We start from the raw sequence: 17508 nt of genomic DNA on the forward strand, positions 1-17508 counted from the left end.
GAATAAATATTATATTATGGCAAACACATCTTCAAATATGCTTCCTTTAGAAACAAAAGCACCTGATTTTACTCTTTTAGACACTGTTTCTAATTCTGTTATAAACCTTAACAGTTTTAAAGGAGTTCAAGGCACTGTTATTATGTTTATTTGCAACCACTGCCCTTTTGTAATTCATGTTAATAGTCAATTGGTGCGTATAGCAAACATGTATACTAAGGCTGGTATTGCTTTTATTGCTATTTCTAGTAATGATGCCAATAACTACCCACAGGATGGTCCTAAAAACATGAAAATACATGCTAAAAACGAAGGCTATCCATTTCCATATTTATATGATGAAACACAAAACATAGCCAAAGCTTATGATGCTGCTTGCACACCAGATTTATATGTTTTTGACAAGGATTTGAAACTAAAATACCGCGGACAATTAGATGATTCCAGACCTGGCAATGGACTTCCTGTAACTGGAAACGATTTAAAACATGCTTTAGATTGTTTAATTGAAAATAAAGAAAATACACAGATTCAAAAACCAAGTATTGGATGTAATATCAAATGGAAGTAAAAACATACTTACTGAATTTGTTTTTTCGGGTATTTCAATTTTTTGTAGTTCTTACTTCTTCTATTTTAACATAAAAAAAGCCACAATGAAGTGGCTTTTTTTATTATTTATTTATAATGAGATGTTTTTAACTAAGCTCAGCATAAACGATTCACTAACTTTTTTCAAAAAAAGTTGTTCATGGCTTACTTTACATCCATCAACTCAACATCAAAAATTAAAGTCGCATCTGGAGGAATAACACCACCTGCACCTCTACTTCCGTAAGCTAAATGACTTGGAATGACAAAACGTGCTTTATCACCAACACTTAATAATTGAATGCCTTCATCCCATCCCGAAATTACTTGCCCCATTCCTAATGGAAAATCAATAGGCTCGTTACGTTTATATGACGAATCAAATACTGTTCCGTCAGACAACTGACCTTTATAATGCACAGAAACTGTTTTCCCTTTTTCTGCTTTAGATCCGGTTCCTTTTTGAATGATTTGATAACGCAAACCACTATCTGTTTTACTAAAACCGGCTGCTATTTTATCCAATTCTGCTTCAGCTGCAGCTTTAGCTTCAGCTAACCTTTTTTCTCTAGAACCTTCAAATGTTCGGAAAGCCTCAACAGCATTAAAAGATTCGGCGTCTGCTCCCACTCTTATAATTTCCAAACTCTCAATTTTATCGCCTTGCGCAATAGCATCCACAATATCTTGACCTGATTGTACTTTTCCAAAAACAGTATGCTTATTATCTAACCAAGCCGTTTCAATATGTGTTATAAAAAACTGACTTCCGTTTGTCCCTGGACCTGCATTTGCCATAGACAAAACACCTGGACCGTCATGTTTTAAATCTGGATGAAATTCATCATCAAATTGATACCCTGGATTTCCAGAGCCAGTTCCTTGTGGGCAACCTCCTTGAATCATAAAATCTGGAATTACTCTATGAAATTTTAAACCATCATAATAAGGTGTACCTTGTGGTTTCACTTTGTTTTCTAAGTTTCCCTCTGCTAAAGCTACAAAATTACCAACCGTTCCTGGTGTTTTTTTGAATTCTAAAGCCACTAAAATTTCTCCTTTTGAAGTATTAAATTTTGCGTATAATCCGTCTTGCATAATGCGTTATTTTATTTAAAAGTGCAAATATATGAAATGATTTAAGATTATCGTTTTGCGCTCCTTAATTATATAATTATAAGCTTGCATAAATCATTTCTTATTGATATTTAATGTCAATAAAATTCTTGCGTCTTTTGATAATAAACACGCCTTAAAAGAACCTATCCTTATTAATAGTATTATTAATTATTCTGATAGTGAGCTTTTTAATATTTGAGGCTGCACTTAACTGTATTAATAAAAATCATTTAATAATTGAATTAATAAAATTGATTGAAACGAAACTTATCATTGTGTTTGGCATCATATTGGCCTGTTCTGAATAAAGTCTACATAATTTTAAACATTATATAAAAAAAACAATAATGTAACTATACGTTACCGTGAACCATTAAAATCTAAAATTTAGCAAAACTTAACACCTAAAAACGAACTTTATAAATCTTCCTTCATTACCCTATAAATCCTTTTTAAAACTAACCGTAGTTAAATTAACTCTTCAGTAAATAACAAACAGATTATCTCAATCACTCTTACTACGCAATGAGGTATTTAAAAAAGGGAAGACAAAAGCCCAATCTTTTTTTTGGAGAGTTCTCAAAATATCAATTGGCAACTTCACTAATAAACTTAATACGGTACAAACGAAGCTCTTCATCATCATAATCGCCATCAAACTCTTCAATAGCCGCATCAATACTATCGGTGTTAGACTCCATAAAATAGTCATGAATTTCTTCTTGTTGATCTTCATCCAAAATATCATGAATCCAATAGTCGATATTTAATTTGGTTCCAGAATACACGATGGCCTCCATTTCTTTTATAAACTCTTCCATAGTCATGCCCTTGGAGGAAGCAATATCATCTAAAGGCAATTTCCTATCAATATTTTGAATGATATAAAGCTTGTTGGCTGAGTTGGTCCCTGTAGATTTTACGACTAAATCATCTGGTCTTATAATATCATTCTCCTCCACATAAGTAGCTATTAAAGCCACAAAATCTTTACCGTATTTTTTAGCTTTTCCATCGCCAACGCCATGTACATTACCAAGTTCTGCTAAACTAACAGGGTATTTTAAAGCCATATCTTCCAAAGATGGATCTTGAAAAATAACAAACGGCGGCACTCCTAATTTCTTAGCATTCTTTTTACGCAAATCCTTAAGCATCCCCATTAAAACTTCATCAGCTACAGCAGCTCCTCCTTTTGCAGCCGTAACGATACTACCATCTTCTTGAGCTCCTTCAAAAATATGGTCTTCAGTCATCATAAAAGATGTTGGCTTTTTTATAAAAGACATACCTTCATCTCTTAATTTTATAACACCATAGGTTTCAATATCCTTTTTAAGAAATCCTGCAACCAATGCTTGCCTTAGTAAGGCCATCCAATACTTATTATCTTTGTATTTTCCTTTTCCAAAAAAGGATTGCTCGTTGGTTTTATGAGAATTTATTAATGCATTTTCTTTTCCAATAAGCACATTAACTAAATCTTTTGATTTATATTTTTCATTCGTGTTATTAATCGTCTCTAAAAGCAATTTCACATCGTCTTGGGCTTCGTGCTTCTTTTTAGGGTAACGAACATTGTCATCCATATCACCACCTTCACCTGTCTGGTTATCAAATTCTTCACCAAAATAATGTAAAATAAATTTACGTCTAGAAATAGATGTTTCTGCAAAAGCCACCACTTCCTGTAATAGGGCTTGACCAATTTCTTGTTCTGCTACAGGTTTACCCGACATAAATTTTTCTAATTTTTCAATATCCTTATAAGCATAAAATGCTAAACAATGCCCTTCGCCACCATCACGTCCTGCTCTACCTGTTTCTTGATAATAGCTTTCAATACTTTTTGGAATATCATGATGTATAACAAATCGAACGTCTGGTTTATCAATTCCCATTCCAAAAGCAATAGTAGCCACCACCACCTCTACATCTTCCATCAAAAATTTATCTTGATGACTAGAGCGGGTTTTAGCATCTAAACCTGCATGATAAGGCACCGCATTAACCCCATTTACTTGTAAAACTTGAGCTAATTCTTCAACACGTTTTCTGCTTAAACAATAAACAATACCTGATTTACCTGTATTTTGTTTTATAAACCTAATAATGTCTGCATCAACATTTTTTGTTTTCGGCCTTACTTCATAGTATAAATTTGGTCTATTAAAGGATGCTTTAAATGTTTTAGCTCCACTTATTCCTAAATTTTTAATAATATCTTCCTGTACTTTAGGAGTTGCTGTTGCTGTTAATCCAATAATAGGAATAGATTCACCTATTCGTTTTATAATATGTCTTAAATTTCGATATTCTGGTCTAAAATCATGTCCCCATTCACTGATACAATGGGCCTCATCTATAGCCATAAAAGATACTTTTACAGAACGTAAAAACTCAACATTTTCTTCTTTAGTTAAAGATTCAGGTGCTACATAAAGTAATTTAGTAACACCATTTACAATATCTTCTTTTACACGTTTTACTTCCGTTTTATTCAAAGAGGAATTTAACACGTGTGCAATCCCTTCTTCATTAGAAATTCCTCGTATTGCATCAACCTGGTTTTTCATTAGCGCAATTAAAGGAGACACGACAATAGCCGTTCCTTCTTGCATTAACGCTGGCAATTGGTAGCAAAGTGATTTTCCACCACCTGTTGGCATAATTACGAATGTATGATTTTTAGATAGAATACTCTCAACAACAGCCTCTTGAAGCCCTTTAAATTTACCGAAGCCGAAGTATTTTTTTAATGCAGAATGCAAATCACTTTTAGTTAATAACATGAATTGTTTAAAAAATTAATTTAACTTAAAAAACACACCATAAAATCTTAATATTAATAGATTAAAATTACAGTGTATTTAGATAACCCTCATATTTTTTTCGTTAGTTTTGTAACGAAATTTTCAAATTTAATTTGAACAACTTTAAAGATAACAAATTCTTTAAAAGCATCAACTATAAAAATTCAATAAGTTTTGAACAATAAAAATTCTATCATAAGTACTGCTAAACAAACTATTAAAACCGAAAGTGAAGCTATTTTAAACTTATCACACCTGATAGATGAAGATTTTGCAGATGCAGTACAACTTATTTACAACACAAAAGGGCGTGTTATTATCTCTGGAATAGGTAAAAGTGCTATTATTGCTTCTAAGATAGTGGCTACTTTAAATTCCACAGGGACACCTGCTATTTTTATGCATGCTGCCGACGCTATTCATGGTGATTTGGGAACCATACTCAAAGATGATGTTGTTATTTGTATTTCAAAAAGTGGTAATACCCCAGAAATAAAAGTTCTCATTCCATTAATTAAGCGAGCTAAAAATAATATTATTGCTATTACCGGCAATAAAGAATCCTTTTTAGGGCAACAAGCCGATTTTGTATTAAATGCTTTTGTGAAAAAAGAAGCTTGCCCAAATAATTTGGCGCCTACAACAAGTACAACTGCGCAATTGGTTTTAGGTGATGCTTTAGCGGTTTGTTTGTTGGAACTTCGTGGTTTTTCAAGTTCCGATTTTGCTAAGTACCATCCAGGTGGGGCTTTAGGAAAAAAACTATACTTACGTGTTTTAGATTTATCTTCTATAAACGAAAAGCCTCAAGTTTATAAAGACACTAATATTAAAAATGTTATTATTGAAATTACAGAAAAAATGCTTGGTGTTACTGCTGTTGTAGAAAATAAAAAAATTATAGGTATTATTACAGATGGTGATTTGCGTAGAATGTTGAGTAAAGTTGATGATTTTTCACAATTAACCGCCCAAGATATTATGACTAAAAACCCAAGGTGCATCAATGAAGATGCCATGGCTATTGATGCTATGGAAATTATGGAAACAAGTGGGATTTCTCAATTATTGGTTGAAAAAAATGGCAACTATGCGGGCGTTGTTCATTTACATGATTTAATAAAAGAAGGTATTATATAATGGCAAAGAAAAATATTAATGAGATGTCTTTTTTAGACCATCTTGAAGAGTTACGCTGGCATTTAATTAGAGCTGTTTCTGCCATAATGATTGCAGCTACTTTGGCTTTTTTAGCCAAATCATTTATTTTTGATGTCTTAATTTTTGGACCATCAAACGCCAGTTTCTTTACTTATGAAATTCTTTGTAATATTTCTCAATACATAGGTATGAATGAGAGTTTTTGTTTTGAAGAACTCCCTTTTAAAATCCAGAGTAGAACCATGGCTGGTCAATTTTCTGCTCATATTTGGACCGCCATTACCTTAGGTTTTGTTGCTGCTTTTCCATATGTAATTTATGAATTATGGAAATTTATAAGTCCTGGTTTACATCAAAATGAACGTAAACATTCTAGAGGTTTTATTATAGTATCATCATTATTGTTTTTTCTGGGAGTACTTTTTGGATATTACATTATTTGCCCTTTGTCTATAAATTTCTTAGGCACCTATCAAGTTAGTGAACGTGTGCATAATGATTTTGATTTAAATAGCTATATTGGACTCATTAGAGCTTCTGTTTTAGCTTCAGGTTTGGTTTTTGAATTGCCTATTGTTATTTATTTTTTAACTAAAGTAGGATTGGTAACGCCTGAGCTACTAAAAAAATACAGAAAATTTGCCTTAGTAGGTGTTCTTATTTTGTCTGCCATCATTACACCTCCTGATATTGCCAGCCAAGTTATTGTAGCCATACCTATTTTGATTTTATATCAAATTAGTATTTATATTTCTAAAATTGTAATTAGAAATCAAAAACGAAGAGAAAGAAAAGAAAGAGGTACTGTTAAATATTAAAAGCACCACCACATTAGTTTATATGATTTTACTATTTTTAACGTTCACTATATAATATATGATTTTAAGAGCTGAAAATTTAATGAAGTCCTACAGCGGACGAAAAGTAGTTAAGGATGTTTCCATTGAAGTGAAGCAAGGTGAAATTGTGGGACTTTTAGGGCCTAATGGAGCAGGAAAAACAACTTCTTTTTACATGATAGTGGGCTTGATAAAACCTAATGGCGGCCATATTTATTTAGATAATACTGAAATTACAAAATACCCCATGTACAAACGTGCTCAAAATGGCATTGGTTATTTGGCTCAAGAAGCATCTGTTTTTAGAAAATTAAGTATTGAAGATAATATTTTAAGCGTACTTCAACTTACTAAACTTAGTAAAAAGGAACAGCATGATAAAATGGAGTCTTTAATAGAAGAATTTGGTTTAGAACATATAAGAAAAAGCAGAGGTGATTTATTATCTGGTGGGGAGCGACGTAGAACTGAAATTGCTCGTGCCTTAGCAACTGACCCTAGTTTTATTCTTTTAGATGAGCCTTTTGCTGGTGTTGACCCCGTTGCCGTGGAAGATATTCAACGTATTGTGGCACAATTGACAAAAAAAAACATTGGTATTTTAATTACAGACCATAATGTACAGGAAACCCTTGCCATTACGGATAGAACCTATTTAATGTTTGAAGGGAGCATTCTTAAAGCAGGTGAACCTGAAGAGCTTGCCAACGACGAAATGGTACGTAAGGTATACTTGGGTCAGAACTTTGAATTACGTAAAAAGAAGATTCGCGATTAAATTAAATAATTTGGGCGTTTCCACAAGGGTCGGGCTATACGTTCCAAGTCCTCGCACCTACTCTGTTGGGCTGTGGGCTTTCCACTGCTATCACTAACGCATCTCACAACTAAGTTTCAATTTTTAATTTAAAAATTAGAAAAACCTACTATACAAACTTGCTGCTTTCTAAATTTGTTATACCCGATATTTATCACATGCCTAAATATTAATTAAGCAACTTAACTCCTACTAATTAAAAATATACACTTGCCAAAAATATTGTGATTTCTATTAAAAAAATAAAAATTTATTACATCTTTATGATATCAAAATAATATCAATTCAAATAGAAATCAAACTAATATTATGAAAGAAGAAAAAATAATTATACCCGCAAACGGTTATCTCATGCTATTTATAGCTTTTTCAGTTTTAATAGGCAGTATATTTTTAACGTTCTACAAAGAAAATGCTATGTTTGCTTTATTATTAGTGGCAGTGTTTATTATTCTTCCAGGTTTCATTATGGTACAGCCTAATAACTCAAGAGTATTGCTACTTTTTGGAAAATACATAGGAACCATTAAAAAGAATGGCTTATATTGGGTAAATCCTTTTTACACTAAAAAGAAAATTTCTTTGCGTGCGAGCAATTTTGATAGTGAACGCTTAAAAGTAAATGACAAAATGGGCAACCCAATTATGATTAGTACCATTTTGGTTTGGCGTGTAAAAAACACATATAAAGCAGCATTTGATGTCGATAATTTTGAAAACTTTGTTCGAGTACAAACCGATGCCGCCGTTAGAAAACTTGCTAGTATGTATCCTTATGATAATTTTGCAGATGAAGGTTTAGACGAAGATATTACACTGCGCTCCAGCGTTAACGAAGTGAGTGAAACCCTTGAAAAAGAAATAGATGAGCGCCTTTCCATTGCTGGCATTGAAGTTTTGGAGGCCAGAATTGGATATTTAGCTTATGCTCAAGAAATAGCTAATGCCATGTTGAAACGCCAACAAGCTACAGCTATAGTAGCGGCGAGGCATAAAATTGTTGAAGGCGCAGTAAGCATGGTAGAAATGGCTCTTGAAGAATTGGGCAAAAAACAAATTGTAGATTTAGATGAAGAACGAAAAGCAGCTATGGTTAGCAACTTAATGGTCATACTTTGTGGCGATAAAGATGCTTCCCCTGTGTTAAATACTGGCACCTTAAACCATTAAAATGAGAATTTTCAAAGAAGAACAACGTTTTAACCAACCTTGGATAATTGTTTTATTGATAATTACAACAGTTCCATATATAATAATTATTTATAAAGCATTTTTAAAAAACAAAATGAGCTTATTCCATTGTATTATCGCAATTGGCTTTATATTACTGGTTATTGGATTCATATTTGTTATAAAATTAAAAACCAGAATTGATGAAATTGGAATACATTATCAATTTTACCCCATGCATTTAAAAATGAGAACCATTCCTTGGAAAGACATTAAGTATGCTCAAACAAGAACCTATAATGCACTTCTTGAATATGGAGGATGGGGCTTAAAAAACGGTGGCTTTTTTGCTAAAAAGGGAAAAGCAATAAATATTAAAGGTAATATTGGCATCCAACTCATACTTATAGATAACAAGAAATTATTAATCGGTACACAAAAAAAATTAGATGCCGATAATGTTATTGGCAGATATTTTCATAAACACTAATTATGGCTAAGAAAAAAGCTTTTGCGTTGCGCATAAATGAAGATATGATGAAGGCTATTGAAAAATGGGCTGCGGATGAATTCCGCAGCACTAACGGTCAAATAGAATGGATGCTTAATGAAAGTTTAAAAAAATCAAAACGATTGACTAAAAAAGATTCAGAATAAATACATTTTCAAACTACTTTTATTGGTCCTTCTTGAAAAAGCAGAAATAATAAAATCATATCAAATCATCTACAAATAAATCATCATTTACAAGCGGTGTTACTCCTTAACTCATTTATATTCTCTTAGTTTTTATAAAGCTCCTTTACCACTTTACTACATTTATAATACCATCTTTTGTTTCATTAATTTTCTTACTCACAGGATTGTGGATTGTCTTTACAAGCTCCACAAACAAAACACATACAAATGTTAAAACTATTATTTTTCATGATAAAAAAGAACTTAATGGCTTTTACATATCTAAGAAAGCTAAAAACATACTAAAGCAATCAATTCTTTACTTTCAAAACAACCCAATTGAAAATTTTCACAATTAAAACAGCTACAAACCCTATTAATAAACCTACTATAAACTCTTGCAATATGGAAGGCAACATGTCTAAAAAATGATGTAAAAAATCAATATTATGAACAAAAATACCTCCAGAAACTAATATTAAAGCAATTGTTCCAATAACTGACAAACTTTTAATGACTATTGGTAAGGCTCTAATTAAAAAATTACCAATACTTTTTGAAATACTTTTTTTATTAGAACTAAAGCTAACCAACTTATAACCTAAATCGTCCATTCTTACAATCAGTGCTACAATACCATACACACCGATAGTAGCTATTATGGCTACTATAGTAACCACCAAAACTTGAAATAAAAGTGGCTGACCTAAAACGGTTCCTAAAGCTATGATGACTATTTCAACAGATAAAATAAAATCTGTCAAAATAGCTGATTTTATTTTACTTTTTTCAGCAATTAAAAGATCTTCATCAGAAATGTTTTCTTCAATCACAACGGTTTCAACTTGTTGCTTATGAGGCACAAAAAACTCATATATTTTTTCAGTGCCCTCGTAGGCCAGATAAACACCTCCTAACACCAATGCAAGCGTAATAGCCCAAGGTGCATATGCACTAAGTAAAAAAGCAACGGGTAAAATAATTAATTTATTAAGTGCAGAACCTTTGGTAATAGCCCACAATACAGGTAATTCTCTTGATGCTACAAAACCTGTAGCTTTTTCTGCATTTACCGCTAAATCATCCCCTAAAATACCTGCTGTTTTTTTGGTAGTGATTTTGCTCATCACTACCACATCATCCATTAAAGTGGCAATATCATCTAATAGGGCAAAAAAACCTGATGCCATAGTTTTTGTTTTTTAAATCTATTTAGTAGTTAAATTGTCTAAAACAGACATGAAAATATAAAGTATAATAACAAAGGGAATAGCTGCAAACTGTAGTACAACTATAGTTATAAAACTTAACATCATAAAAATATATCGTGAAGCATTTCCTTTAAAGCTATAATCTTTAAATTTCAAAGCAAACAGTTTAATATTAGAATTTAATATATAGCAACTAAATATTGTTAAAGCAATTAAAAACCATTTGTTCAAAATAATAACATTCATTGCATCACTGTTTTGAAATTCCATAATTAATGGTAGTGAAAGTATCAAAAGCGCATTGGCTGGTGTAGGCAAACCTTTAAAGTAGTTTTGTTGTTCTTCATCAATATTAAATTTTGCCAATCTATAAGCAGACCCCAAAGTAATTAACAAACCAACAAAAGGTAAAATAGAGATATTGGACTCAAAACTCCCTACTCCCCAATCATTATTTATTTCAGAGGTGTTTAGAGTTAGCCCCAAGAGTTTATACATAATAATTCCTGGTACCAGCCCGCTCGTTACCATATCTGCCAAAGAATCCAATTGTAGTCCCAATTCACTTTGAACCTTTAGTTTTCTTGCAAAAAAACCATCAAAAAAATCGAAAAAGATACCTAGAAACACAAAAAAAGCAGCATACACAAAAAACCCTTCTACGGCAAAAATAGCTGCAATACTTCCGCAAAGTAAATTTAATAAGGTAATGGCATTGGGTATATGCTGTTTCATAAAATGCTATTTATTTTTGTAAAAATAACAAACAATTGTCGTCTAAAACAAGTAATAAACAATAACTCTTATAATTTGAAGTTTATAGGTTTATAAATTATGTGCATCTTTGTAAAAAAATTGTAATTGAGGGTAATTGCTATACTTATTATATTATTTATTTCTTCGCATACTTCAGGACAGGTTGTTAGAAAATACTCTAACGAGTTTATGAATATAGGTGTAGATGCTGCTGCATTGGGAATGAGTAGCGCCGTTACAGCACACACTGCAGATGTAAATGCGGGTTATTGGAATCCTGCAGGGCTTATAAATCTTGACGATAATCAATTGTCTTTAATGCATTCTAGTTATTTTGCCAATATTGCTAATTATGATTATGCCGCTTATGCCATGCCTTTAGATAGAGAAAGTGTCATTGGTATATCGTTAATTAGATTTGCCGTTGATGACATTTTGGATACAACTCAACTAATTGATGATCAAGGAAACATTAATTATGATAGGATTAGCTTATTCTCTACTGCCGATTATGGATTAACATTCTCTTATGCCCGTAGTCTTCCTGTTCAAGGCCTTAACGTTGGAGTAAATGCCAAAGTAATACGTCGTGTTATTGGCAATTTTGCGTCTTCTTGGGGGTTTGGGTTTGATTTGGGAGCTCAATTTGAAAGTAATAACAATTGGAAATTTGGTATTATGGCAAGAGATATTACCACAACGTTTAATGCTTGGAGTATTGACAAAAATGAATTTGCTAAAATTCAAAATGCTATTGATGGCCAAAATCAAGAATTACCTGAAACTACTGAAATTACCATTCCTAAAATACAAATAGGTCTCTCAAAATTAGTAGATTTTAATTATGATTACACACTTTTATCTTCCGTAAATTTGAATGTCCGTTTTGAAGAAAACAACGATATTATTTCTTCCTCCTTTGCAAGTATCAATCCTGCTTTAGGTTTTGAATTTGGATATGTAGATATGGTGTTTTTACGTGCTGGTATGGGAAATTTTCAGAATGAAACACAATTTGACAACAGTCAACAACTAAGTTTTCAACCGAGTTTTGGCTTAGGTTTTAAATACCGGGGTGTGCAAATAGACTATGCATTTACAGACATTGGGGATCAAAGTGTTGCGCTATATTCCAATGTATTTTCATTAAAAATTGATTTTAGTTATTTTAGATAATTTATAAATTCAATATGCTAAAAAAAATATTTCTTACTGCATGTATTACCATTTTCACTATCGGACATGCCCAACAAAATATCCTATCACCTGAAGCCGAAATAAGTGTACTCACTATAGGCCCAGGAACTTCACTAAACGACTCTTTTGGACATAGTGGCTTCCGCGTTAAAGACAAAGTTAAAGGTATTGATTTGGTGTTTAATTATGGTGTCTATGATTTTGGAGCTAAAAACTTTTATTTAAAATTTGCTCAAGGAAAACTGGATTATTTAATAGGACTTAACTATTATGAAGATTTTTTCGAAAATTATATAGCTCAAAACAGAACCATTGAAGAGCAAGTTTTAAACTTATCACCAGAAGAAAAACAAGTACTTTTTGACTATTTGTTAAACAATATGAAACCTGAAAACCGCAGGTATTTATATGATTTCTTTTATGATAATTGCGCAACTCGAATAAAAGATGTTTTACAACAAATTCTTAACAATACCATCATTTTTAAAAAACCTCAAGATTTTGAACAAAAAACATTTAGAACCTTAATCCATGAAAATCTCAATAGAAATTCTTGGGGCTGTTTTGGTATAGACTTAGCTTTAGGCTCTGTTATAGACAAAAAAGCAACCTCCGAGCAACACATGTTTTTACCAAAAAACATTCATGCCTTTTTTAAAATTGCTACTTTGGAGCATTCTAACAAAAAACTTATTAAAGACTCAAAAGTTCTTTATAAAAAAGTAGATATATCACAATCCTCAAATTTTATAACGAGTCCTTTAATGGTATTTGGAATTTTGGGACTCGTAATACTTTTAATAACCTATTCCGATTACAAAAAAAAGAAACAAAGTATTTGGTTAGATGTTTTATTGTTTAGTATTACTGGGCTTATTGGAATTATAATTTTATTACTTTGGTTTGCAACAGACCACACTGGTACGCATCAAAATTATAATTTACTCTGGGCTTTTGTACTAAATATTTTAGTAATAGGTCAATTACTAAGAAAGCAAACGAGCATATGGTTTATTAAATATTTAAAACTATTAGTAATACTACTGTGCTTACTTACCCTTCACTGGATAATTGGGGTACAAATTTTTGCCATTGGATTGATTCCTTTTTTAGCGGCACTTTTTATACGGTATGTGTATTTAATATGGTACTTAAAGAAACGTTTGATTTAAAACGCAATTACTAAAAATTTAAAGATTCATTTTTAAAAAATTGAAAAGTCCAATATTTACAAATAAAAAATTATTTGCAGAGGTAATCTAAAAATAGTGACTGTAACTAAAAACTACTGTCCTCTATAAAAAATAATGGTACTAAAAGTTTTCACAAGAATTATAGCGTCTAAAAAAAAGCTTCGATGTTTGATATAATATAAATCATACTGCAATTTCAATAAACTATCATCTACAGAAGAGCCATATCGAGTATTTACTTGCGCCCAACCTGTAAGCCCGGGCTTTACAATGTGCCGGGTTTCATAAAAAGGAAGTACTTGCGACAAGTTTTTAACAAATTCAGGACGTTCAGGTCTTGGACCTATCAAGCTCATATCTCCCTTTAAAATATTTAAAAACTGAGGGATTTCATCAAGCCTTGTATTTCTTAAAAATTTTCCAAAGGGGGTAATTCTCCTATCATTCTTTTTTGCCCATACAGCACCATCTTTTTCTGCATTTTTAATCATTGTGCGATATTTTATAATTCTAAAAAGAGCTCCATTTTTCCCAATACGTTCTTGGACATAAAAAAGCGGTCCTCTATTCGCTATAAGGTTTCCTAATAAAATTAATGGTAATATTATCAATCCTAATAAAACCCCTACTATAGAAATTAATAAATCAAAAAAACGATGAAAAAACAAATACATTTGATTTTGATTACTTCTACTAAAAGGGAAATATTTGTAGAAATCTCTCCCAACAAACTGAACAGGCACTCGATGCGTCATCTCCTCGTAAACTTGTGTGTACTCTTTAATTGGAAAACCTCCTTCCAATAAGCTAATGAGGTTTCTATAGATTTCAGGAGTAATATTTTCAGAATTATAACTCGCTATAACTATTTCAGATATATGCTCATCTTTAATAACTTGATAAATCTGTTTTGAACTGTATTCCGTTACGTTTTTAAATTTAATTTTATCGGCTTTGACTGTCTCACAATTAATAAAACCTACTATTTTATAGTTAGGATCTGAATCACTAAATGCCTCTACAATGGTTTTGATATTAGAAGTTTCACCAATTATTAGTACTTTTTTATGAAATCGAGGCTTTGTAATAAATGTAACATAAGTTATTCTCCACAAGAATAAGGCTAACAGAATAGCTAAATAAAAATAAAGAATCTGTAAGCGATTTGCTGGTAGTACTGGGGTATAAAACGGTGTTAATAAATAAAACAACACCGTAACCGAAACAGCCAACACAATATTAGGTAAAATACTTTCTAATTTGCTTGCCTTTTGTAAATCATACAGTTCAAAAATAGTTCCAAATACAGAAATATAAAGCACTAACACAAACAGCCATTTCCAATGGCCTTCAGTAATTGAAAAATAATTAAAATGAAATGTATTCCCTAAAAAGTATAGAATAACCAATATGAAACCTATATCAAACAACCGTAATAATACTTTACGTTCCGAAATATTAAAATGAATTCCTTTTTTTGACATAATTATTTTTAAGTAGTTCTGAGGGTTTGTAAAGATAGTAAGTAAATTTTCATAAAATCTAAGTTTAATTTAAAACAGATTTCCATTGATTTTTAACTTTACTCCAGTCAAACTGCTCTACTTTTGTTCTTGCCTTTAATGCCATACTGTTTGAGCTACCTGAATTGAGTTGTACCCTCCTTATTGCATCAACAAACTCCTTAGCTTGGTTTGGATTAACTAAAATCCCATCTTCATTATTGTTAATTAAAAAAGGCATACCCCCCACATTGGTGGATAGCACTGGTAACCCTAATGCCATAGCTTCAATTACACTCACGGGCATATTATCAAAATTAGTTGTATTAATAAAAATATTATACGCTGCAGAAAGACTTATCCATTCTTGCTTGGTTAATTTTCCTGTAAATGTCACTTCAACTTTTATTTTTTTTGCATATGCTTTAGCTTTTAATAAAGAATCATCATTAGCTGGACCAACCATACATAAAGTAGCGTCAACCCCCTGCGCTTTTAATTCTGACAATATATCTATGGCTAAATTTGGATTGTATATTTCAGAAAATGAACGTACCCAAAGCAAATTTATTTTTTCAAATGTTCGTTTTTTAAAAGGGTAATTTTTAAGCTCTATGGTATTAGGAATGCATATTAAATTAGAAAACCCATATTTTTCAAATTCTGTTTTCATATAAACAGAAGGTGCTATATTTTTATAAGCGTTATTAAATATAGCTTTACTTAATTTAGGATTATTTTTTAAACGATTTGGTAAATTCCCTCCATGTAGAATTGGTAAATATTTCAGATTTAAAACACGACATAATTGACTACACCAAAAAGCATAATAAAAATTTGAGGTGCTGTACGTATCTATTAAAACGCAATCGACTTTTTTTGAATATTTTAGAACAGCCAAGAGCATATCTAAAAGCCGAAATATTTTATTTTTTTTATTAGAAAAAACAAGTACCTCAAAGCCTTCAAGTTTTAAAAAGTTACTCAAAGTTTTAACAGTTGTTTCTGTTTTACCCACTTTAGATAAATTATTTCCTATATACAGGAGGTTTTTCATATGATAATAATCATTATTTTTCAATGGCCAAGAGCAACACCTATTTCTTCTTTTCTATTAAGCCTGCTACGTTTTGACTTTGGGGTTTCATAAGAAATATTTAATAAACATAATCCGTAAATAAACGCTGGAGCTGCAATACGCATGGCTGAGTGGTTAATAGTTAATAGCCAAAATAAATAAAACGAATAGAAAAATAAATTTGTTTTGTTTTTTAATCTAAAAATTAATGGCGTAAGCAATAAAATAAGAAAAGCCAACACACCAAACGAACCATGCTCAGCAACTATTCGACTCATTTCGTTATGTGAAGCCGCTTCAACACCTGTTTCATCCAACCGTTCTTCCTTTACTCTACCAACACCAATTCCTAAAAAAGGATTATCAAGAAATGCTTTAAATTCAAAAGCTATTAAATCAGACCTTCCTGTAGTTACATCTTCTTTATCACGACCTGCAGCATCTTGATTGGCATAACGCTTTTCAATAAACCCACCTGTTTGTACTGAGCTATACAACCAAGTTGTAAACACAAATATTAAAAACAAAAGCAATGAATATTTTATACGGAATTTGGTTTTTAAATTAACCTTAAAATAATAAAGAGCTAAAAAAAACAAAATCATGATAACTGCCGTAATTACACCGCCCCTACTAAAGGTTATAATGGCTCTATAAGCCAAAATAGTTAATAAAAACAAATCTATTAATCGGTATAAAAAAGTCTCTTTAGACATAAAAAACCGTGTAGCTAGAACAAACACGCCTATTCCTAACACGGTTGACACTTGATTGGGACCAAAACCACCAGAAGTAATAAAATTTGATCCAGTACCTGTAATGGCCTCTTGTAAATTTGGAGTCTTTAAAAACAAATACACCGTCATACTCACCAATGGAAGCAACAAACCCAACAGCACCATTTTTATCTGATTGTAGGTAACTGTTCGTCTATAACAAAAAACAGCTGTAATGCCTAAGCAAACCGGCCCACTTAAATTAAAAGCTACAGCTTTTCTAATATCTGTTTCAAAACCTAAATCAGCAACAGCTACAAAAATGCCCGGTATTAATAATAAAATATACAATACATAAATCAAGGCTTTATTTGAAAAACTATTGCTCAATAAACCTAAAAGCACAAAAGCTATAACCAAGTACTTAATTGCCTCATAAAACACGGTACCCCCATTCATTCTTAAAAACACTTCTGCTCCAACCACATAGGCACAGCTTAATAGCACATAAAAAGTTTTATATTTTTTGGAAGCTCTTAGTATTTTATAACTGAAAAATGCTGTAATACATAAAAAATAAGCCAATGCTAAAGGCTTAAATACATAAACGCCCATAGCTAAAACGGCATGAAAAATAAGAAGTTTAAAATATAAAGACAACTTCATT

General features: G+C 31.5%; 16 protein-coding genes. 9 read left to right on the forward strand and 7 right to left on the reverse strand.

Annotated elements, in window-relative coordinates; all coding sequences use genetic code 11:
* Positions 1 to 16: 16 nt before the first annotated feature.
* On the forward strand, positions 17 to 571 hold the full coding sequence (locus APS56_RS05165; protein WP_054725562.1) for a thioredoxin family protein: 555 nt from the start codon (positions 17 to 19) through the stop codon (positions 569 to 571).
* A 185-nt stretch (positions 572 to 756) separates the two neighbouring features.
* On the opposite strand, the gene APS56_RS05170 is transcribed toward APS56_RS05165, so the two are convergent.
* A complete protein-coding gene (locus APS56_RS05170) occupies positions 757 to 1689 on the reverse strand; it encodes a peptidylprolyl isomerase (protein ID WP_054725565.1) in 933 nt (310 codons plus the stop codon).
* Between the two features lie 608 nt (positions 1690 to 2297).
* On the reverse strand, positions 2298 to 4502 hold the full coding sequence (locus APS56_RS05175) for an ATP-dependent DNA helicase RecQ (RefSeq protein ID WP_054725568.1): 2205 nt from the start codon (positions 4500 to 4502) through the stop codon (positions 2298 to 2300).
* 195 nt (positions 4503 to 4697) lie between these two features.
* Here APS56_RS05175 and APS56_RS05180 point away from each other — a divergent pair, with 195 nt between their 5' ends.
* From APS56_RS05180 to APS56_RS16725, 6 genes are all read left to right on the forward strand, one after another.
* Positions 4698 to 5663, forward strand: a complete 966-nt coding sequence (locus APS56_RS05180; protein WP_054725571.1) for a KpsF/GutQ family sugar-phosphate isomerase — start codon at positions 4698 to 4700, stop codon at positions 5661 to 5663.
* The gene (tatC, locus tag APS56_RS05185; RefSeq protein WP_054725575.1) at positions 5663 to 6502 is read left to right on the forward strand and encodes a twin-arginine translocase subunit TatC; all 840 of its coding nucleotides are present in this window, start codon (positions 5663 to 5665) and stop codon (positions 6500 to 6502) included. The genes APS56_RS05180 and tatC overlap by 1 nt, the downstream gene beginning before the upstream one ends.
* A gap of 58 nt (positions 6503 to 6560) precedes the next feature.
* The gene (lptB, locus tag APS56_RS05190; protein WP_054725577.1) at positions 6561 to 7301 is read left to right on the forward strand and encodes an LPS export ABC transporter ATP-binding protein; all 741 of its coding nucleotides are present in this window, start codon (positions 6561 to 6563) and stop codon (positions 7299 to 7301) included.
* A 348-nt stretch (positions 7302 to 7649) separates the two neighbouring features.
* Positions 7650 to 8510, forward strand: a complete 861-nt coding sequence (locus APS56_RS05195) for an SPFH domain-containing protein (protein WP_054725578.1) — start codon at positions 7650 to 7652, stop codon at positions 8508 to 8510.
* Position 8511: 1 nt separating this feature from the next.
* Positions 8512 to 9000 carry a hypothetical protein gene (locus APS56_RS17135; RefSeq protein WP_082379256.1) on the forward strand — a complete coding sequence of 163 codons (489 nt, stop codon included), beginning with the start codon at positions 8512 to 8514 and terminating at the stop codon, positions 8998 to 9000.
* Between the two features lie 2 nt (positions 9001 to 9002).
* A complete protein-coding gene (locus tag APS56_RS16725) occupies positions 9003 to 9167 on the forward strand; it encodes a type II toxin-antitoxin system antitoxin (protein WP_082379257.1) in 165 nt (54 codons plus the stop codon).
* A gap of 332 nt (positions 9168 to 9499) precedes the next feature.
* On the opposite strand, the gene APS56_RS05205 is transcribed toward APS56_RS16725, so the two are convergent.
* Together APS56_RS05205 and APS56_RS05210 are read right to left on the reverse strand one after the other, a co-directional pair.
* Complete coding sequence (locus tag APS56_RS05205; protein WP_054725579.1) at positions 9500 to 10378, reverse strand: DUF808 domain-containing protein; 879 nt, start codon at positions 10376 to 10378, stop codon at positions 9500 to 9502.
* 18 nt (positions 10379 to 10396) lie between these two features.
* Positions 10397 to 11134: a CDP-alcohol phosphatidyltransferase family protein gene (locus APS56_RS05210; protein WP_054725581.1), complete on the reverse strand. Its 738-nt coding sequence runs from the start codon at positions 11132 to 11134 to the stop codon at positions 10397 to 10399.
* A gap of 126 nt (positions 11135 to 11260) precedes the next feature.
* On the opposite strand from APS56_RS05210, the gene APS56_RS05215 reads away from it, so the two are divergent.
* Positions 11261 to 12331, forward strand: coding sequence for a putative type IX sorting system protein PorV2 (locus APS56_RS05215; protein WP_054725584.1), 1071 nt, complete (start codon positions 11261 to 11263; stop codon positions 12329 to 12331).
* A gap of 14 nt (positions 12332 to 12345) precedes the next feature.
* On the forward strand, positions 12346 to 13524 hold the full coding sequence (locus APS56_RS05220; protein ID WP_054725588.1) for a lipoprotein N-acyltransferase Lnb domain-containing protein: 1179 nt from the start codon (positions 12346 to 12348) through the stop codon (positions 13522 to 13524).
* A gap of 113 nt (positions 13525 to 13637) precedes the next feature.
* On the opposite strand, the gene APS56_RS05225 is transcribed toward APS56_RS05220, so the two are convergent.
* The 3 genes from APS56_RS05225 to APS56_RS05235 all read right to left on the reverse strand — a co-directional run bounded on the left by APS56_RS05225 (position 13638) and on the right by APS56_RS05235 (position 17507).
* The gene (locus APS56_RS05225) at positions 13638 to 15029 is read right to left on the reverse strand and encodes an exopolysaccharide biosynthesis polyprenyl glycosylphosphotransferase (protein ID WP_054725590.1); all 1392 of its coding nucleotides are present in this window, start codon (positions 15027 to 15029) and stop codon (positions 13638 to 13640) included.
* Positions 15030 to 15093: 64 nt separating this feature from the next.
* A complete protein-coding gene (locus APS56_RS05230; RefSeq protein ID WP_054725593.1) occupies positions 15094 to 16104 on the reverse strand; it encodes a glycosyltransferase family 4 protein in 1011 nt (336 codons plus the stop codon).
* Positions 16105 to 16124: 20 nt separating this feature from the next.
* Entirely contained in the window at positions 16125 to 17507 is a 1383-nt protein-coding gene (locus APS56_RS05235; protein WP_054725595.1) for an O-antigen ligase family protein, read from the reverse strand.
* Between the last annotated feature and the right edge of the window lies 1 nt (position 17508).

The sequence above is a fragment of the Pseudalgibacter alginicilyticus genome (assembly GCF_001310225.1).
GTDB classification, from domain to species: Bacteria; Bacteroidota; Bacteroidia; order Flavobacteriales; family Flavobacteriaceae; genus Pseudalgibacter; species Pseudalgibacter alginicilyticus.